The following is an 18,374-nucleotide window of genomic DNA, read 5'->3' on the forward strand; positions in this document are numbered from 1 at the left end:
CCGGCATAACGCATGAGCAGCGAGACCGGCGCGCTCTCGTCAGATCGCCAGCTCAAGACGCTGGTGCTCACCGATCTTTGTGACTCGGTGGAACTGACGGCACGGATTGGCGATGCGGCAGCTGCTGAGCTGTTCCGCACCCTGGACGTGCGTGCGCTGCAGCTGTTGCAGCGTTGGAAGGGACGTCTGATCGATCGCTCCGATGGCATGTTCCTGCTGTTCGACGTGCCTGCCCAGGGTCTGGGTTTTGCCTTGGACTACCTGGATGCGCTGACTGAAATCGGCAATGAGCGCAAGCTGCCGCTGCAGGCGCGTATAGGTATCCATGTAGGTGACGTACTGTTCTGGCGCAACGATGAGCATGCGGTTGCTGCTGGCGCCAAGCCGGTGGATGTGGAAGGCGTGGCCAAGCCAACCGCCGCCCGCCTGATGGCGTTGGCGCGACCGAATCAGATTCTGCTGTCGTCAGTGGCCGAAGCGTTGTTGCGGCCAAGCCAGCGTGAGCTGGGCGAACGCGGTGCGAACCTGCAATGGAAGTCACACGGCCGCTGGTACTTCAAAGGCCTGCCGACACCGCAGGAAGTATTTGAAGTGGGCACAACGGGCAGCGCTCCACTGCGCATGCCGGCCCGTTCCAACAAGGCGTGGCGGCGTCTACCGCTATGGCGGCGGCCGGCGGCGCTGGTTGCCGAGTTGCTGCTGGTGGTTGCTGTGGGCGCAGTTGCGTGGGTATTGGTGCGTCCGGAGCCAGCCATCGCTTTTGCCGAGCGGGATTGGGTGGTGATAGGGGATTTCACCAACCAGACCGGTAATCTGGTGTTGGACGATGCCTTGCAACAGGCGCTGCGCATCAGTCTTGAGCAGTCCCGACATGTGAACGTTGTTAGTGACCTGAAAGTGCGTGAGACCCTGCGGCAGATGCGCAAGGATCCAGCACAGCCACTGGATCGCGCTACCGCCAAGGAAGTTGCCATCCGAGATGGCGCGCGGGCCGTGGTCATGCCAAGTGTGCAGGAGGTTCATGGAAAGCTGCGCGTAAGCATGGATGTTGTCGACCCCGGAACTGGCAGGGTTGTGTATTCCGAGTATGCAGATGGCAGCGGGCTCGATTCGGCGCTGAATTCCTTGGATAAAGTTGCCACCGCTATTCGCTTGAGGCTTGGCGAGGGGTCCGATGCGTTGAGCCAGGCGTCTCTACCTTTGCCGCGGGTAGCAACCAGCAATTTGGACGCCTTGCACGTATATGCAGCGGCGCAGCTGGCCTATGGGCAGGCGGACGCGCAGAAGTCCCTTGACTACTACGAAGTCGCAACGCGGCTGGATCCGAAATTCGCGATGGCATACCTGGGCCAGATGCGCTCTTTGGTCAGTCTCGCGCGGTTGGACGAGGCGCGAAGCAGGTTTTCGCTCGCCGAGGGATTGCGTGATCGCTTGAGCGCTCGACAAGCCCTCTACATGGATGCCTGGAAGAGCGAGTTGTACGGCGGAAACGAGGTGACCACGTTCCGTGCGTGGAAGATGCTGGCAGATCTGTATCCGGATCACCATGCGGCAAGTGCGAATCTTGCGCTCGCGGCGCTTTCGTTGGGTCGCTATTCGGAAGCCGAGCGCGCGATGGAGCGCGTCAATGTTCCCCAGGTTGAATTTCCCAGTGCTGCATTGCTGCTGCATGGCCGGGTGCAACTGGTGCAGGGTAAACAGGAGGAGGCGGTGCTGTCTCTGCGCGAGGCCATGGTATTGGCAGAAGGGCGTGGAAATCGCTATCTGGTCGGCGCGCTGGCCGCGGGCGGCCAATTCGAACAGGCCAGGGAAGTCCTGCTCAAGCTGCCACAGGGAAATCCGGGAGGCTGGTTGGAGGGGACTTCTCTCGCCCTCGACGAGACGCACTTTTCCAAGGCGCTGGCAGGTGTGGATGCAGCAGCATTGCAATGCGGTGATGACACTGCCGAGTGTGATGTTTTGGCCGTGGTGCGAATCACCAGTCACGCTGCAGCAGGAAGTTGCGTTTCCGCAGCCCAGATAAGGATGGTGCTGAAGCCATTGCTCGACAAGGCAGCAATGCCGCAACAGCTCGATCGTGGGCCGCGCCTGTACTACGCTGCCGCCTTGATCTACTCGGCGCAGCGTATGGGCCTTGCCGATACTTTTGATGTGGAGCGCAGAGCTCTGGAAAGAGTTGCCTTGGATATTCGCGATCCGCGTGCGACGGAATTGATAGCCTTGGTTGAAGCGAACGCGGTGCGCTTGTCGGGTGGAGCAAGGGATGCGTTGCCAAAGATTCTCGCGATGGTCAATGGTGGCGAACTTTTCCAGGTGCACAGTGCGTTGGCAGCGGCATATCGGGATGTCGGAGACGAAGCCGGTTTTGCCAGAGAATCAATGTGGCTGAAAACGCACCGTGGGCGCGCGTATGCCGAGTATGCAGGTAGCTCCACACTGCAGGCCTTGAACGTTGTTGACAGCAAAGGAGCTCCCGCGCCCAATGCTTGCAAGGCGTTGGCGCGGATAGCTCCCGACGTCTCAGTCCAACGCTGATCAGTTGCTGGTCCGTCCATCGACAAAGCAGAACGGAACAGAAAATACCGCTGTTGTAGTCAAGTGATCAATCAGCCGGTCCCTGGCGGAGGCGAGATCTTCGATGGCGGCGAGCTCGCCAGGAACAGCACATTCAGAAGCCGAGGCAGCTGCCTTCTCGCTGATTTTTGCAAGTGCGTCCGCTGGTCTGGACTGGAACTCCTGGCGAAATGCGGAGTCTTCGATCAGGAGATCAAGAAGGGCGATGGCTTGTGCCTTTGTGAGCGGTGATTTCTCGGTCGACATATCTTTTTCTTGTTGGGTGGGTCCGGAACTATAGCGGCGTATCAGCTTTGCACTTTAGGCAATTGTTGTTACCAAAGGGGGATGCTATCAGGTGGCTATCGGTCGGCCATTGCTGGCAACATCCATGATCAGGTCGACGCTGATCTTGCTGGGCGAGTTCGCTAAATTGAAGGTTTGCAAATGAAAGAAACAAAGTTCCGCCGCTGTCATGCCATGGCCGTCTTCCCGGAAGAAGATGTATCTTTCTCTTTTGAAAGCTTGCTTGCTGGCGGCACTGGAATTCGTGTTGAGAACAGCCTGGTTGTCCGGGCGGCGCACTTGGATGAGGCCTGTACTATCGAAAGTGCTGCCTGCACTTTTCTGATTGCATGCAGTGCCGAACAATGGAAGCCCATGCCCGATGACGAAGCATCGATGGCGCTGGTAATGGAGCTGGTGCAGAAGGGTTTGTTGCTGGTCGATAACGGTGAGCCATCCTTGCCGCGAGACGCTGACCAGCGGCTCAGGGAGGGGCATTGGTGGCCACTTTCCGCCATCCATTACCGGCATTCACGTTGGAGCGGTGTGGATAGCGTTTCGGATATGGAGAGCAAGCAGATGCTGACGGCTGCTGATCTGGTGAGGAAGCTCGGGGGGCCACCGGAAGAAGCACCGGCTAGGCAAGCTGGGGCGACGCCACTGCCAGAAGTCGAAAGCGGTCCCATGGAAGAGCTGTTGGCGCGCAGAGCAACGTGCCGAAATTTCGATCAAAGCAGATCGTTGTCCTTGGAGCTGCTGGCACAGATGCTCCAGCACGTGCTGAAGGCCCAGGCATGCGTTGAGACCGAGCCGGGTGTCAGGTTCTTGAAGAAGAATGTTCCCTCGGCGGGTGGCCTGCATCCGCTGGAAGCTTACGTCGTCGCCCGAAACGTCGACGGTCTACCACGGGGGCTCTATCACTACCATTCTGTCGCCCATGAGATGGCGCCTGTGTCCAAACAACCAATGGACCTGGATGCGTTCTGCGAGCGGTTGTTGGCAGGGCAGTCCTGGTTTGCATCCGCGCATGTGGTGATAGTGCTTGCATGCCGTTTTGGTCGCAGTTTCTGGAAGTACAGGAATCACGCCAAAGCATATCGGGCAGTAACGCTGGATGCTGGGCATGTTTCGCAGGCTTTCTACACGATGGCAACCTTCAATGGTCTCGGTGCCTTCGTAACTTCGGCTATCAATGAAGTGGAGATCGATGGACTGTTGGGCCTGGATCCGATGGTTGAAGGGGCGTTGGCGGTTTGCGGTTTTGGCTGGCGTTCAACTGAGATGAGTGTTGCGGAGTTGGATCCAGCTGGATGGGTGTGGAAGGGAGTGGTTCCATCGGCTTAGCTGTTCGCTCTATACAGCCAATACGCTCCGCCGAGCTGGAAACAAAAGCATGCTGCTCATGGATTCTTGCGCTTCAAGTGAAAGGTAGTTGTACCTCACATGGAAGCAGGGGAAGCTCTACGTCCCCCTGCTTCCAAGGTCCAGGGACCGCTGATGCGCAACAATCGTGCTTAAGCAGGTGTGCACCAACCTTGGCTCAATCCATCCGGTGAGCTCTGAGCCGTGTGGAGACGCAGCGCAGGGGCGATTTCATTGGCGACAAAGCAATGAGGGATGTAGAAAGCTGCATGTTCTTGCAGATGAGAAAGCAACGCCTGTGACGATTTTCGAAACTCCCGTTTGCTGGCCAATGGCAATAGAAGCGCACAAGTACTGCACGATTCTGCAGCCTCAGCACTGATTGTTTGCATCGCTACGGCTGGGGATGCAGCGAACGCGGTGCGGAAATCATCGTCATTGCAAAGTAGGTCCAGCAGCTTCAGCGAGTCCTTGGTTGACAGGGGCTTCTTGATGTTCAACATCTGGGCGGTTCCTCGAGTAGTGGCCGGTTTCCGGGTGTGATCGATTTGCGGGATGTCGTGCTTGTAACGGCGCGGTTGATGTCAAGGCAGCCGGTGCCTTGTTCTCCCAGGGATTATTTCGCTGCAAACAAAGTGGCTCTCAGGTGGAGTGGACGATGGCTTCACTAGTCGTACAGAAGTGTCACTTCCGCAATGCTCTCTGAGAAAATCCATCGCTGAAGCTGTACTGTCACGCGGCTTGGCGCCAAATGGCGTACTGCATAGGCGGATATCAGAGGGAATTATTCGCGCTTCGCGTAGTTCTGAGCGCGGGGCTGCTTCTGAGTAGCATCAGTTCTTCGCCTGTTCCAAGAGCGAAGGAATGCGGATTGCGAAAAGCTGGTGCGGTTTCGAGCTGATCCAGAAGCGAGTTCCGTAGGCGTTCAAAATCACTCTTGCTGGCCAAAGTGCCAATGAATGCGCAAGCTCTGCACGAGTAGGCCGCCTCCGGGCTGATCCGTTGCATGGCCGTTGCAGGGTTGGAAGAAAACTCTTGGCGAAAGACATCATCGGTGCAAAGCAAATCCAATAGCTTTACCGCGTCGTCGGTGGAGAGAGGGCTCTTTTCAGTGCTCATCGATCATTCCTTGAATGGAAGTAATGGTGGTCATGAAGGCGCTGTGGCGACTTGCTTGTCTCTGTTACAGCTAGCGTTACCTCCTGGACACTGCAGACTCAAGATCGTCTCAGCCTGAGGCAGGTGTCCTTTATATACGATTATTTCACTTGGCTATGGATCCGGGGCGTTGATAGCGCAGCGTGCCACGTGAAGGACTCAGTTGAGCGTCTCTTACGAGCATGGCAAAGAAGCCTTTTGGCCGAAGTGGCGGAGTCCATACGTTTGCGGATGCATGGTGCCGAACAGGATCAATTCTTGTTGGTGTCTGGTAGGTTGTGAGCACTTTGAATTAGGTGCGGAACCAGATGAGGTACCGGCGATGCCACGCAGTATTTGTCTGTCCAGAGGATCAATCGGTGGTGTCCATGCAGGCGTTGCTCTCTGGTGAGATCGGGCTGCAGAACGTGCAGCGAATTCGCGTTTATTCGGCGCACAATGATGCCGTTTGTACCTTGGATATCGATACGTGCGTGCTGTTGCTTAGCAGCAGCGCGGAACAATGGCAGCCCATGCCCAAGGAAAGTGAGATGCGCGCTCGCGCGATGGTCTTGGTGAATCATGGTCTGCTATTGCTGGAGGGCGACGTAGCCTCATCGCAAGCGCAAGCTGACCAGCAGGTTAGATCTGGAAACTGGTGGCCGCTTTCTGCGATTTACCACCGGCACTCGCGCTGGGATTCAGTCGACAGTGTTGGCGAAATGGAGCAGAGAGGAATGACGACTGCACAAGCGCTGGTTTCCCGTTTTGGTCGCCCTCCGCCCGAGGCTCCTCCACGCCATGCCGATTCAATTGCGTTGCCGCGTTCAAGTGAGGGTGCGGATGATGATTCTCTTGCACGTCGCGTGACATGCAGAAATTATGATCCGAGGAAGTCGGTTGCGTTTTCTGACATGGCGGCAATATTGCAGGACGTCTTGATGGCGCAAGCAACGGTCGAGAGTGAGCCTGGTGTCAGATTCCTCAAGAAAAATGTACCTTCAGGTGGTGGCTTGCACCCGCTGGAGGCTTACATCGTTGCTCAGAACGTAGAAGGTCTGCCACCGGGCGTGTATCACTATCATTCTGTCGCGCATGAGCTGGCTCGGGTTGCAGATCAACCCGGCAGCCTTGATGAGTTTTCGCTCCAGCTGTTGGCCGGCCAGCATTGGTTCGCAGGTGCCCAGGTGATCATTGCCCTCGTCTGTCGATTCCAGCGCAGCTTCTGGAAATACAGGCGTCACACCAAGGCTTACCGAGCCGTGACCCTCGACGCTGGTCACGTGTCTCAGGCTCTGTACGTTGCCGCCACGAAACGGGGTCTAGGAGCATTCGTTACTGCCGCCATCAATGAGAAGGAGTTGGAACGATTGTTGCTCTTGGATCCGATGGTTGATGGGGCGATAGCCGTTTGTGGGTTCGGCTGGCGTTCCGAGGTCATGCGCGAGGAAGAGTTGGACCCTGCAGGCCGGATCTGGCAGCGGGTGTCTACTGGTTGATCGCCAGTACCTTTGCGCGGCGGTGGCGGGCAATCAGCCCGCCTCGAAATCCACCAGCACCGCGCCATCGGCCACTTGATCACCGGCCTTGGCGCGGAAGCCATGCACGATGCCATCGGCCGGCGCCTGCAGGGTGTGTTCCATCTTCATCGCCTCCATCACCAGTAGCGGCGTTCCGCGGCTGACAGTGGTGCCGGGTTGCACAAGCAAGGTGACGACGCGGCCTGGCATAGGTGCCAGCAGGCTGCCGCCGTGGTCGGCGCTGTTGTCGGCTTCGGCGACCGGGTCGTGGATGTTGAAGCGTTGCTGCTGTTCGTTGCCGAAGACGTACAGCATGTTGCCTTCGCGGATTGCCTGGCCGCGCTGCAGGCGTTCACCCAGCTGCAGCGCGTAGCCAGTGCTGTCGGTTTTTCCGGTCACGCTGATTGATGCGTCGCCGACCTGCACCTGCCAGCCGTTGGCGCTGTCGCGCACCTGCAGCTGCTTGCGCTGCTCCAGGTGCTCCAGCGTAACCAAGCGTGCTGCGGGGCCCGTAAGGCGCCAGCTGTCGGCGATTGCCCACGGTGATGCGTCGCTGCTGTGCGCAGCTCCGTTGGCTACGGCAAGCACGGCGGCCAGTGCCCAGTCATCGTCACTGGCAGCAAGGTGATGGATATCCAGCGCTTCACGCTCACGCTCGATCAGCGCGGTGTCGAGATTGGCAGTGCGGAACGAGTCGGTGAGCACCAGTCGGCGCAGGAAGGCGGCATTGGTGGTCACACCGACGACCTGGCACTGCGCCAGGGCCTGCTGCATGCGTTGCAAGGAGCTGGCACGGTCCACGTCCCAGACGATCAGTTTGGCGATCATCGGATCGTAGTACGGGGTGATTGCATCGCCCTGCTCGACACCGGCGTCCACGCGCACATTGGCGCTGGGTTGCGGCAGGCGCAGATGGCGCAGCGTGCCGGTGGAAGGCAGGAAGCCACGGTCGGCGTCTTCGGCGTAGAGCCGTGCCTCGATGGCGTGGCCGTGGATCTGCAGTTGTTCCTGCGTCTTCGGCAGCGGCTGACCTGCGGCCACGCGCAGCTGCCATTCGACCAGATCGGTGCCGGTGATCAGCTCGGTGACCGGATGCTCGACCTGCAGACGGGTGTTCATTTCCATGAAATAGAAATCGCCATCCGGGCCGGCAATGAACTCCACCGTGCCAGCACCGACATAGCCCACCGCACGCGCAGCATCGGTGGCCGCCTTGCCCATCGCTGCGCGACGCTCGGCGGTCATGCCGGGCGCAGGTGCTTCCTCCAACACCTTCTGGTGGCGGCGCTGTACCGAGCAGTCGCGCTCGAACAGATAGACCGCGTTGCCATGGCTGTCGCCGAACACCTGGATCTCGATATGGCGCGGACGCTCGACGTACTTCTCCACCAGCACATGGACGTTACCGAACGAAGCCTGCGCCTCGCGTTGGCAGCTGGCCAGTGCAGCAACGAAGTCGGCGCTGGCCTCAACCTTGCGCATGCCCTTGCCACCACCACCCGCACTGGCCTTGATCAGCACCGGATAACCAATCGCATCGGCCTGCGCACGCAGGAATTCCGCCTCCTGCCGCTCACCGTGATAACCCGGCGTCAGCGGCACGTTGGCAGTCTGCATCAGCGCCTTGGCCGAACTCTTGTCACCCATCGCATCGATGGCACTAGCCGGCGGCCCAATGAAGACGATGCCAGCAGCATCACAGGCACGCGCGAAGCCAGCGTTCTCGGAAAGAAAGCCATAACCCGGATGGATGGCCTGCGCACCACTACGCCGCGCCGCATCGAGAATGGCCTCAGCGCGCAGATAGCTCTCGGGAGCCGGCGCAGCACCAATATGGATGGCCTCGTCAGCTAGCCGCACATGCCGCGCATTGCGATCGGCATCCGAATACACCGCGACGGTAGCGATGCCAAGACGACGGCAGGTAGCAATAACGCGGCAGGCGATTTCACCACGATTGGCGATCAGGATCTTGTTGAACATTGTCTTATCCACGATGTGCCGCGCGGGCAGGGGAGGAGCCAAAGGCTTTCGCCGTTGCTGTTGTTCTTGAACTTGCTCTTGCTCTTGCTCTACCGGGCCCCTTCCGCAGCGACGGAGGCGGTGGGAAACACCCGAAGGGCGGCGTGCATGGATGCACGTCGTTTTTCGCCACGACAGGGATGTCGTGTCGAAAAATCCCACCGGTGGAGTGGACCCGGCACGCGCAGCGTGCTGGGCGCGGAGGCAGGGTGTGCTTGACCAGCCATTCGGCTGTTGAACAGGCGCTTCTTTTGGTTAGCTTTTCTTTGCACAAGCAAAGAAAAGTAACTCGCTCCCCGTAGGGGAGTGAAAGCCTTTGCTGCTGCTGTCAGAGCGATGTTCACGCCATCACATCCGGAACACACCAAACCGTGTGTCCTGCACAGGCGCATTGAGACTGGCAGCCAAGGCCAGCCCAAGCACCCGGCGCGTATCCGCTGGATCAATCACCCCGTCATCCCACAAACGCGCACTCGCGTAATACGGATGACCCTGCAACTCGAACTGATCACGGATCGGCTGCTTGAACGAATCTTCCTCTTCGGCCGACCAGGCACCACCCTTGGCCTCGATACCATCACGCTTGACCGTGGCCAACACGCTCGCCGCCTGCTCACCACCCATCACCCCGATGCGCGCATTCGGCCACATCCACAGGAAGTGCGGCGAGTAGGCCCGCCCGCACATGCCGTAGTTGCCGGCACCGAACGAACCACCGATCACCACCGTGTACTTCGGCACACGTGCATTGGCCACCGCCATGACGAGCTTCGCACCGTCCTTGGCAATACCACCGTGCTCGTACTTGCGGCCGACCATGAAGCCGGTGATGTTCTGCAGGAACAGCAACGGGATATTGCGCTGGCAACACAGCTCGATGAAGTGCGCACCCTTCAGCGCGGACTCCGAGAACAGGATGCCGTTGTTGGCGATGATGCCGACCGGATGGCCATGCACATGCGCGAAACCGGTGACCAGCGTGTTGCCGTAGCGTGGCTTGAACTCATCGAAACGCGAGCCATCGACGATGCGCGCGATCACCTCGCGCACGTCGTAGGGCTTGCGTGTATCGGCTGGAATCACGCCATAAAGCTCTTGCGGATCAAGCAGCGGTGCCTCGCTGGCCTGCAGCGCAACGCCTGCATCGGGCTTGCGCCAGTTCAAGTTGGCGATGATGGAACGCACCCGTGCCAGCGCCTGCAGGTCGTTGTCGGCCATGTGGTCGGCAACACCGGAGATGCGCGTATGCACGTCGGCACCGCCGAGTTCTTCGGCACTGACCACTTCGCCGGTTGCCGCCTTCACCAGCGGCGGGCCGCCGAGGAAGATGGTGCCCTGTTCCTTGACGATGACGGTTTCATCGCTCATCGCCGGCACATAGGCGCCGCCGGCGGTGCAGCTGCCCATCACGCAGGCGATCTGTGGAATGCCCTGTGCCGACAGATTGGCCTGGTTGTAGAAGATGCGGCCGAAATGATCGCGGTCGGGGAAGACTTCATCCTGCAGCGGCAGGAAGGCGCCACCGGAGTCGACCAGATAGATGCAGGGAAGACGGTTCTGCTGGGCGATTTCCTGCGCACGCAGGTGCTTCTTCACCGTGACCGGGTAATAGGTGCCGCCCTTGACCGTGGCATCGTTGGCGACGATCAGGCATTCCACCCCGGACACGCGGCCGATGCCGGCGACCATGCCGGCGCCGGGTACCGGATCGGCATACATGCCGTGTGCAGCCAGCGGCGCGACTTCCAGGAACGGACTTCCAGGATCGAGCAGGGCATCGATGCGTTCGCGCACCAGCAGCTTGCCGCGTGCACTGTGCTTGGCTCGGGCTGCATCGCTGCCGCCGCGCGCAGTAGCTCTGAGCGTTGCGCGCAGATCATCGACCTGTGCCTGCATTGCGGCGCGGTTGGCTTCGAAGCTGTCACTGCCGGGTTGCAGCTGGGAGGTGAGTACGGTCATGGCCGATGTCCTGGGTTTTTATCTTCCTTCTCCCTTCGGGAGAAGGTGCCCCGAAGGGGCGGATGAGGGTAGGCACGCAGCCTGCAACTATCTGTTCCTGCAGTGGCTTCGCCGCCGACCCTCACCCCAACCCCTCTCCCGGAGGGAGAGGGGCTTAAGCGGATTCATGCGGTCTTCTGGAACAACTCCCGCCCAATCAACATGCGGCGGATCTCGGAAGTGCCCGCACCAATCTCATACAACTTGGCATCACGCCACAAGCGCCCGGCCGGGTACTCGTTGATATAGCCGTTGCCGCCGAGGATCTGGATCGCCTCACCCGCCGCCCAGGTCGCCTTCTCTGCCGAATACAGGATCGCGCCGGCCGCATCCTGGCGGGTGGTGCGGCCTTGGTCGCAGGCCTTGGCCACTGCATATACATAGGCGCGGCAGGCATTGAGACCAACATACATATCGGCCAGCTTGGCCTGGATCAGCTGGAAGGTGCCGATCGCTTCGCCGAACTGCTTGCGCTCATGCACGTAGGGCAGCACCACATCCAGCGCCGCCGACATCAAACCCAGCGGGCCGCCGGACAACACCACGCGCTCGTAGTCCAGGCCGGACATCAACACTTTGACGCCGCCGCCGACCGCGCCGAGCACGTTCTCAACCGGCACTTCGCAGTCCTGGAACACCAGCTCGCAGGTGTTGGACGAACGCATGCCCAGCTTGTCCAGCTTCTGCGCGGTGGAGAAGCCCTTCATGCCCTTTTCGATGATGAAGGCGGTGATGCCGCGCGAGCCGGCGTTTGCATCGGTCTTGGCGTAGACGATCAGCACATCGGCATCGGGACCATTGGTGATCCACATCTTGTTGCCGTCGAGTACGTAGTGGTCACCGCGCAGATCGGCGCGCAGTTTCATCGACACCACGTCCGAACCAGCACCCGGCTCGCTCATCGCCAGAGCACCGACGTGTTCGCCGCTGCACAGTTTGGGCAGGTACTTGTGCTTCTGCGCTTCGCTGGCGTTCTTGCGCAGCTGGTTGAGGCACAGGTTGGAATGCGCGCCATAGGACAGGCCGATGCCGCCGGAGGCGCGCGAGATTTCTTCCATCGCCACCACATGCGCGAGGTAGCCCATGCCGCTGCCGCCGTATTCTTCTTCCACCGTCATGCCCAGCAGGCCCTGTTCGCCAAGCTGGCGCCAGAGCTGGTTGGGGAAGTGGTTGCTGGCGTCGGCTTCGGCGGCCAGCGGCGCGATGTGGGCGGCGGCAAACTGCGCCACGCTTTCGCGCAGCATGTCGATTTCTTCGCCCAGATCAAAATTCAGGGTGGGGACGTGCATGGCTGGCTCCGGTACTGCGTGGCGATAAGGGGCGCACCGGGTTGGGAGGACGGGCAGGCCGTCGGCACGGGCGTTTGCGCGCAGCCTAGCGGCTCCTGGGTAAAAAGTGAATACAAATTCAAAAATTGAACATAGAATCAACAAATGGCTTACAAGCGCTCGGAATTGATGGAAAAACGGCTGGCGGGCAACCGCGAGCGGATCCTGGTCGCGGCCCGCCGGCTGGTCGCCGCAGGCGGCTACCGCAACGCGCCGATCACTGCGGTGGCGGCCGAGGCAGGGGTGTCGACCGGGCTGATATACAGGCATTTCCCATCCAAGGCCGAGCTGTTCGTGGAGGTGCTGACCTTCGCCGTGGAGCACGAGCTGGATATCCTCGCCGCCATTGCCGATGAGCCCTTGCCGGCGCCGCAGCGGCTGCAGCGGGCGGTGGCCTCGTTCGTGCGCCGCGCCATGGCCGGTCCCGGCCTGGCCTATGCCTTCATTGCCGAGCCGGTGGACCCGGAAGTGGAGGCCGAGCGCATCCGCTGCCGGCGTCTATTCGGTGATGTGTTCAAGCGCATCCTTGAAGATGGTGTGCGCGCTGGCGAACTGCCAGCCCAGGATCTGGACATCAGCGCGGCCTGCATCGTCGGTGCCTTCACCGAAGCCTTGGTCGGGCCGACCGCGCCCAGCCGCGATGGCCTGCGCGATGGCGAACATCTGGTTGCCGCGATCGGTGCGCTATGCCTGCGCGCAGCCGGTGCGCCGCTGCCGCACTGAGTGCTGTAACCACCTTGGGATGCTGCAATGCCGCACTTTTGCGCGTGTTCATGGGCATTGCGGGAGCAGGCGGACGCTGGTCTATACTCGCCCAGCAGCTGCTGGTCCACCGACAACTCGCCCGGGGTGATGAGACGTGCGGAATTACGACCTTGAGTTCCTGAAACGCTTTTCCATCGTGATCGCCATCCTGGCCGTCATCACGATTGGCTTGATCATCTTCGCGTCCTACCTGCAGCACGTCATTCCAAAAGAAGTCTCGCCGACCGCGACCAAGCGCATCGAGGAACGCATTGCACCCATCGGTGCGGTGTACGCCGGTGCCACCGGTGCGTCGGCGCAGGCTGCCGCCTCCGCTGCAGCAGCCGCGGCTGCAGCCGCCAGCGGTGCCTACGGTGGCACCCTGGACGGCAAAACCATCTTCGACAGCCTCTGCACCGCCTGCCACACCACCGGCGTGGGCAACGCGCCAACCCTTGACCACAGTCACTGGGACAAGCGTCTGGCGCAAGGCAAGGACACCCTCTACAAGCACGCCATCGAGGGCTATACCGGCCCGGACGGCGGCATCATGCCGCCCAAGGGTGGCAATGCCGGCCTCAGCGAGGAGCAGATCCACGCCACCGTGGACTGGATGCTTGCCAATCTGAAATAGAAAACCGCCAGACTCACGCAGCTGGCAATAGACCCGATTGCTGCAGAATAGCCGGCGCCGCCCCACCAGGGCGGCGCTTTGTGTTTCCGTCTTCCCCGGAGTGCGTCCATGCGTTGTACCCCTAGCTTGCTTGCCCTGGCCTTGGCTGCCGCCTGTTCCGGCGCGGCGCTGGCTGCCCCGTCCAAGCCCGTCGTACTGCCGATCGGCAGCGTGCAGGGCACGACCGACCACAGCCCGTATGCGGGCAAGACCGTCACCATCGAGGGCGCGGTGACCGCCGATATGCGCGATGGCCTGGGCGGCATCTTCGTGCAGGACGCAGGTGATGGTGATGCCGCCACTTCCGATGCCTTGTTCGTGCGCCTGCCCAAGGAGCAGGCGGTGCAGGTCGGCCAGTGGCTGCGCATCACCGGCACCGTCGAGGAGCAGGCTGCCGGCAAGAGCGAACAGGGCCTGACCACGCTGCAGGCGCAGACCGTCAGCCCGGCCGCCTCGCGACCGCTGCCGGCAGCGCTGGTGTTGACCGATGTCCCAGCCAACTGGGAGGCATTGGAAGGCATGCAGGTGCGCATTCCGACCGGCCTGACCGTGGCCGGCCAGGACCAGCTGTCGCGCTACGGCGAACTGACTGCAGCCTTCGGTGGCCGCCTGTGGCAGCCCAGTGAAGTGGCCGCCGCCGGCAGCCCCGAACAAGCCGCGGTGATCGCCGACAACAACCGCCGTCGCCTGCGTCTGGACGATGCCAGCGGCAAGCGCAATCCGGGCGCGGTGCCGTACCTGGCACCGGACCAGCTGCTGCGCAGCGGCGCGCAGCTGCGCGACGTGCAGGGCATCGTCGACCAGCGTTTCGATGGCGGCTATCGGCTGCAGCTGACCGCACCGGTAGTCGTGGATGCCGAGCGCCCGCAGCAGGCGCCAACCGTGGCCGGCGGCCTGCGTATCGCCGCCTTCAATCTGGAAAATTACTTCAACGGCGACGGCAAGGGCGGTGGCTATCCAACCCTGCGTGGCGCCAAGACCGCCGAGCAGCAGGCCGCACAGCAGGCCAAGTTGATCACCACCATCACCAGCCTCAATGCCGACGTTGCTGCGCTGATGGAACTGGAGAACGACGGCTACGGCCCGGGCTCAGCGATCGATCAGCTGGTGCGCGCACTCAATGCCGCGCAGGGCAAGGATGGTGACTGGCGCTTCGTCGATGCCGGCAAGGGCCCGGGCGACAACCCGATCCGGGTCGGCATCATCTACCGCGCTTCAAAGGTGAGCCCGGTCGGCAAGCCGGCGGTGCTGGAGCGCGAGCCGTTTGGCGAACGCAGCCGCGTGCCGCTGGCGCAGGCCTTCCGCATGGGCCGCAAGGGCACCCCGTTCGTGGTGGTGGCGAACCACTTCAAGTCCAAGGGTTGCTCGGAAGCGAGCGGAGAGAACGCCGATCGCAACGACGGCCAAGGCTGCTGGAATGCGACGCGGGTGGAATCAGCCAAGCTACTGCACAGCTGGCTGCAGCAAGATCCGACCGGCACCGGCAGCCGTGATGCGGTGCTGCTGGGCGACTTCAACGCCTATGCGATGGAAGACCCGATCCGTACCTTGAATGCCGATGGTTGGCAGGATGCGTTCAAGGTTGCTGGCGTGCAGCAGCCTTATAGCTACGTCTACAACGGCATGACCGGTCGTCTGGATCACGCCTTGCTCAGCCCGGGCATGGCCGCACGGCTGAAGGGAGCGGCGGAGTGGCATATCAATGCCGATGAGGCGGACGAGGTTGGTTACCAGGGCCGCAATGTGCCGGGGCCGTGGCGCAGCTCGGACCATGATCCGTTGTTGCTGGGGTTTGAGCCGTAAGGCTGAGAGCTAGAAGCTAGAAGCTAGAAGCTAGAAGCTAGAAGCTTAAGAGCACCCCTCCCCAACCCTCCCCTTCGCTACGCGAAAGGGAGGGGGCGGATTGTCTCCCTCCCTTTGCCGCAGGCAAGGGGAGGGTCGGGGAGGGGTGCCTTTGCTGTTGCTCCAAACCAGCAGAGCCTTCAAAACGTCCCGCGCGCAATCAAGGCAATCGCGACCACCGCCAGCGCCAGGCCAGCGCGATTCCACACGCTGGTCTTCTCGCCAAACATCAGCACGCCGACCAGCGCGCCCAGGCACACCACACCAATATTCATGCCTGCGAAAATCGTCGCCGGGCTATGCGGCAACGCCTGGTGCGCACGCACGTAAAACAAGATGTTGCCGAAGTTGAGCAACCCGAGCAGCAGGCCAAAGCCAAGATTGCCCAGCCTCATCCGGCTCTTGCCGGTTAAATGCCGATGCAGCTGCCAGACCATCATCAGTATGAAGGCGATGTTGAAGCTGACCAGCAGCGCCGTGAGGGAAGACGTCCCGGCTGCAGCCACCTGCTTGAGCAGGATGTCGATCAGGGCAAAGCCCGCCCACACCCCTAGCAGCCAGCCCCAACCTTGTCCCGCAGCGGGCTGGCTGTCTCCACTACGCACGCTCACGCCAACAATGGCTAGCAGGCCCAGCCCGAGGCCGGCCAGCTTCCAACCATTGGCTTGTTCGCCGAACAGCAGGAAGGCGGCAGCCAGCGACAACAGCAAGGACAGGCGTTGGGCCACGTCGCTGCGCACGATGCCGGCCTCGCGCACCGCGCGCGCCAGCACCAGGAAAATGCCGGGCAGGGCCACGGGCAGGGCGAACAGGGCCAACCACGGCGTATGCGTGCTCTGCAGCGATTGCAGCGAAGGCTTGAACAACAGCAGTGACAGCACCGTGGCGGCCAAGTAGTTCCAGGTCACCGCCTGGGGAATATCGATGCCTTGGCGTGGCGCCAGTTTCAGCAGCACCGATACCAGAACACTGCAGATCACACTTAGGACAAGGAAATGCATGGATTTGGGCAGTTGTGAAGGGCCGGCGTGAAGCCGCCGGACGGGGCCGCTATTATGGCCGCATGCAAACTCTCCCATTCCCCCACGAATCGGCGACGCTGATGTTGGACGGCCCGGCCGGTCCGCTGGAAGTCGGCGTCGACCTGCCCGATGGCGAGTCCGCCGCGCGTCCGATCATCGCCGTCATCTGCCATCCGCTGTCCATCGAGGGCGGCAGCATGCACAACAAGGTGGTGACCATGGTCTCGCGCGCGCTGCGCGACCTGGGCATCACCACCGTGCGTTTCAACTTCCGCAGCGTCGGCGCCTCGGTTGGCACCTACGACAATGGTGAAGGCGAAGCCGACGATCTGCGCGCGGTGGTCAACTGGGTGCGCAGTGAGCGTCCGGATGCCGCATTGTGGCTGGCTGGTTTCAGCTTTGGCGCCTACGTGTCGCTGCGCGCTGCCGCGCAGCTGCAACCGCAGGCCTTGATCTCGATCGCACCACCGGTTGGCCGCCGCACCTGGGACTTCTCCGAAGTGCAGCCGCCGGCCAACTGGCTGGTAGTGCAGGGCGATGCCGACGAAGTGGTCGATGCACAAGGCGTGTACCAGTGGCTGGAATCGCTGCCGAATCCGCCGCAACTGGTGCGCATGCCGGATACCTCGCATTTCTTCCATCGCAAGCTGATCGACCTGCGTGGCGCCATCCAGCATGAAGTGCGGCGCTGGCTGCCCGACGGCAGCAACTGAGCATGGATGCAATGACACCCTCACAACGCTACGCCGCCGGCGTGGCCCGCGGCGATTGGCGCGACGATGTCGCCCAGCACGCCGCCCTGGCCGAGCTGGACCGTATCCACCTGGCCATCGTCGACAGTGCGCAGGACGGCTGGCTTGATCGCTTGTCCGCGTTCTGGAAGAAGCCCGAGCCGGTAAAGGGCCTGTACTTCTGGGGTGGTGTTGGACGCGGCAAGACCTTCCTGGTCGACCTGTTCTACGACGGCCTGCCGATCGAGCAGAAGTACCGCACCCACTTCCACCGCTTCATGCGCGGTATCCACGAGCAGCTGCACCTGCATCAGGGGCAGAGCGATCCGCTGGCGAAGATCGCCCAGCAATGGCGCGACAAGCTGCGGGTGCTGGTGCTGGATGAATTCTTCGTCACCGATATCGGCGATGCGATGTTGCTGGGACGCCTGTTGGAGCGGTTGTTCGCCGAGGGCGTGACCCTGGTGACCACCTCCAATACGGCGGTGGAGAACCTCTATCTCAACGGCCTGCAGCGCGACAGCTTCCTGCCGGCGATTGCCTTGCTGGAGAAGTATTGCGTCGAACTGTATGCCGAAGGCACCGAGGACTACCGTATGCGCGCGCTGACCCGCTCGCCGGTATACCGCGCGCCGCTTGATGGCGAGAGTGATGCGTGGTTGGCCGGACGCTGGAAGGAGCTGAGCGGCGCCGAAGAAGCACGCGGCGGAAACATCCAGATCGAAGGCCGCAAGATCCCGGTGCGTGGGCGTGGCAAGAGCATTGCCTGGTTTGATTTTGCTGCTTTGTGCGAAGGCCCGCGTGGGCCGTCGGACTACATCGAGATCGCACGCGAGTTCACCACCGTGCTGCTCGGTGGCATACCGCACTTCGATCGCCTCAACGAAGATGCCGCGCGCCGCTTCGTAAACCTGATCGATGAGTTGTATGACCGCCAGGTCAACCTGGTCTGCACCGCCCATGACGCGCCGCCGCTGCTGTACAGCGGTACCCGCCTGGCCGGCGCCTTCGAGCGCACCGCCAGCCGCCTGATCGAGATGCAGAGCGCCGAGTACCTGGGCACCGCGCACAGGAATTGATGCCATTGGTAGTGCCGAGCCATGCTCGGCAGGGGCATTACCCGCAATGCCAATGTAGTGCCTAGCGTGGCTCGGCAC

Annotated in this window: 15 protein-coding genes; 8 read left to right on the plus strand and 7 right to left on the minus strand. The window is 61.5% G+C overall.

What is annotated here, in order from left to right; translation table 11 throughout:
- Window positions 1-12 precede the first annotated feature (12 nt).
- Window positions 13-2,535: a putative peptide modification system cyclase gene (locus tag ACVOLL_RS18455; protein ID WP_481514213.1), complete on the plus strand. Its 2,523-nt coding sequence runs from the start codon at window positions 13-15 to the stop codon at window positions 2,533-2,535.
- On the opposite strand, the gene ACVOLL_RS18460 is transcribed toward ACVOLL_RS18455, so the two are convergent.
- Window positions 2,536-2,820 (minus strand): NHLP-related RiPP peptide, encoded by a 285-nt coding sequence (locus ACVOLL_RS18460; RefSeq protein ID WP_481514214.1) that lies wholly within the window; start codon window positions 2,818-2,820, stop codon window positions 2,536-2,538. It abuts the gene before it with no gap.
- A gap of 180 nt (window positions 2,821-3,000) precedes the next feature.
- On the opposite strand from ACVOLL_RS18460, the gene ACVOLL_RS18465 reads away from it, so the two are divergent.
- Window positions 3,001-4,182 carry a putative peptide maturation dehydrogenase gene (locus ACVOLL_RS18465; protein ID WP_481514215.1) on the plus strand — a complete coding sequence of 394 codons (1,182 nt, stop codon included), beginning with the start codon at window positions 3,001-3,003 and terminating at the stop codon, window positions 4,180-4,182.
- 170 nt (window positions 4,183-4,352) lie between these two features.
- Here ACVOLL_RS18465 and ACVOLL_RS18470 read toward each other — a convergent pair whose 3' ends face one another.
- Both ACVOLL_RS18470 and ACVOLL_RS18475 read right to left on the minus strand, forming a co-directional pair.
- Complete coding sequence (locus tag ACVOLL_RS18470) at window positions 4,353-4,703, minus strand: NHLP-related RiPP peptide (RefSeq protein ID WP_481514216.1); 351 nt, start codon at window positions 4,701-4,703, stop codon at window positions 4,353-4,355.
- Between the two features lie 271 nt (window positions 4,704-4,974).
- Window positions 4,975-5,319, minus strand: a complete 345-nt coding sequence (locus ACVOLL_RS18475) for an NHLP-related RiPP peptide (RefSeq protein ID WP_481514217.1) — start codon at window positions 5,317-5,319, stop codon at window positions 4,975-4,977.
- A gap of 347 nt (window positions 5,320-5,666) precedes the next feature.
- On the opposite strand from ACVOLL_RS18475, the gene ACVOLL_RS18480 reads away from it, so the two are divergent.
- Window positions 5,667-6,836, plus strand: a complete 1,170-nt coding sequence (locus ACVOLL_RS18480; protein ID WP_481514218.1) for a putative peptide maturation dehydrogenase — start codon at window positions 5,667-5,669, stop codon at window positions 6,834-6,836.
- A gap of 33 nt (window positions 6,837-6,869) precedes the next feature.
- Here the strand turns inward: ACVOLL_RS18480 and ACVOLL_RS18485 are convergent, their stop codons facing one another.
- The 3 genes from ACVOLL_RS18485 to ACVOLL_RS18495 form a co-directional block, all read right to left on the minus strand.
- Window positions 6,870-8,840, minus strand: coding sequence for an acetyl/propionyl/methylcrotonyl-CoA carboxylase subunit alpha (locus tag ACVOLL_RS18485; protein ID WP_481514219.1), 1,971 nt, complete (start codon window positions 8,838-8,840; stop codon window positions 6,870-6,872).
- A 387-nt stretch (window positions 8,841-9,227) separates the two neighbouring features.
- Window positions 9,228-10,838, minus strand: coding sequence for a carboxyl transferase domain-containing protein (locus ACVOLL_RS18490; RefSeq protein ID WP_481514220.1), 1,611 nt, complete (start codon window positions 10,836-10,838; stop codon window positions 9,228-9,230).
- A gap of 164 nt (window positions 10,839-11,002) precedes the next feature.
- Window positions 11,003-12,166: an isovaleryl-CoA dehydrogenase gene (locus tag ACVOLL_RS18495; protein ID WP_481514221.1), complete on the minus strand. Its 1,164-nt coding sequence runs from the start codon at window positions 12,164-12,166 to the stop codon at window positions 11,003-11,005.
- Between the two features lie 144 nt (window positions 12,167-12,310).
- On the opposite strand from ACVOLL_RS18495, the gene ACVOLL_RS18500 reads away from it, so the two are divergent.
- From ACVOLL_RS18500 to ACVOLL_RS18510, 3 genes are all read left to right on the plus strand, one after another.
- Window positions 12,311-12,928 (plus strand): TetR/AcrR family transcriptional regulator, encoded by a 618-nt coding sequence (locus ACVOLL_RS18500; protein ID WP_481514222.1) that lies wholly within the window; start codon window positions 12,311-12,313, stop codon window positions 12,926-12,928.
- Window positions 12,929-13,064: 136 nt separating this feature from the next.
- Complete coding sequence (locus ACVOLL_RS18505) at window positions 13,065-13,583, plus strand: c-type cytochrome (RefSeq protein ID WP_481514223.1); 519 nt, start codon at window positions 13,065-13,067, stop codon at window positions 13,581-13,583.
- Between the two features lie 108 nt (window positions 13,584-13,691).
- Window positions 13,692-15,425 (plus strand): ExeM/NucH family extracellular endonuclease, encoded by a 1,734-nt coding sequence (locus ACVOLL_RS18510; protein ID WP_481514224.1) that lies wholly within the window; start codon window positions 13,692-13,694, stop codon window positions 15,423-15,425.
- A 179-nt stretch (window positions 15,426-15,604) separates the two neighbouring features.
- On the opposite strand, the gene ACVOLL_RS18515 is transcribed toward ACVOLL_RS18510, so the two are convergent.
- Window positions 15,605-16,465 carry an EamA family transporter gene (locus tag ACVOLL_RS18515; RefSeq protein ID WP_481514225.1) on the minus strand — a complete coding sequence of 287 codons (861 nt, stop codon included), beginning with the start codon at window positions 16,463-16,465 and terminating at the stop codon, window positions 15,605-15,607.
- Window positions 16,466-16,527: 62 nt separating this feature from the next.
- On the opposite strand from ACVOLL_RS18515, the gene ACVOLL_RS18520 reads away from it, so the two are divergent.
- Window positions 16,528-17,199 (plus strand): alpha/beta hydrolase, encoded by a 672-nt coding sequence (locus ACVOLL_RS18520; protein ID WP_296247537.1) that lies wholly within the window; start codon window positions 16,528-16,530, stop codon window positions 17,197-17,199.
- 2 nt (window positions 17,200-17,201) lie between these two features.
- Window positions 17,202-18,296, plus strand: a complete 1,095-nt coding sequence (gene zapE / locus ACVOLL_RS18525; RefSeq protein WP_481514226.1) for a cell division protein ZapE — start codon at window positions 17,202-17,204, stop codon at window positions 18,294-18,296.
- Window positions 18,297-18,374 lie beyond the last annotated feature (78 nt).

This window comes from Stenotrophomonas sp. STEN035 (assembly GCF_056759935.1).

Bases quoted from the DNA above. Each gene is read 5' to 3' on its own strand.
- ACVOLL_RS18455 (WP_481514213.1), top strand. From the start codon at position 13: ATGAGCAGCGAGACCGGCGCGCTCTCGTCAGATCGCCAGCTCAAGACG.
- ACVOLL_RS18460 (WP_481514214.1), bottom strand. From the start codon at position 2,820: ATGTCGACCGAGAAATCACCGCTCACAAAGGCACAAGCCATCGCCCTT.
- ACVOLL_RS18465 (WP_481514215.1), top strand. From the start codon at position 3,001: ATGAAAGAAACAAAGTTCCGCCGCTGTCATGCCATGGCCGTCTTCCCG.
- ACVOLL_RS18470 (WP_481514216.1), bottom strand. From the start codon at position 4,703: ATGTTGAACATCAAGAAGCCCCTGTCAACCAAGGACTCGCTGAAGCTG.
- ACVOLL_RS18475 (WP_481514217.1), bottom strand. From the start codon at position 5,319: ATGAGCACTGAAAAGAGCCCTCTCTCCACCGACGACGCGGTAAAGCTA.
- ACVOLL_RS18480 (WP_481514218.1), top strand. From the start codon at position 5,667: ATGAGGTACCGGCGATGCCACGCAGTATTTGTCTGTCCAGAGGATCAA.
- ACVOLL_RS18485 (WP_481514219.1), bottom strand. From the start codon at position 8,840: ATGTTCAACAAGATCCTGATCGCCAATCGTGGTGAAATCGCCTGCCGC.
- ACVOLL_RS18490 (WP_481514220.1), bottom strand. From the start codon at position 10,838: ATGACCGTACTCACCTCCCAGCTGCAACCCGGCAGTGACAGCTTCGAA.
- ACVOLL_RS18495 (WP_481514221.1), bottom strand. From the start codon at position 12,166: ATGCACGTCCCCACCCTGAATTTTGATCTGGGCGAAGAAATCGACATG.
- ACVOLL_RS18500 (WP_481514222.1), top strand. From the start codon at position 12,311: ATGGCTTACAAGCGCTCGGAATTGATGGAAAAACGGCTGGCGGGCAAC.
- ACVOLL_RS18510 (WP_481514224.1), top strand. From the start codon at position 13,692: ATGCGTTGTACCCCTAGCTTGCTTGCCCTGGCCTTGGCTGCCGCCTGT.
- ACVOLL_RS18515 (WP_481514225.1), bottom strand. From the start codon at position 16,465: ATGCATTTCCTTGTCCTAAGTGTGATCTGCAGTGTTCTGGTATCGGTG.
- ACVOLL_RS18520 (WP_296247537.1), top strand. From the start codon at position 16,528: ATGCAAACTCTCCCATTCCCCCACGAATCGGCGACGCTGATGTTGGAC.
- zapE (WP_481514226.1), top strand. From the start codon at position 17,202: ATGGATGCAATGACACCCTCACAACGCTACGCCGCCGGCGTGGCCCGC.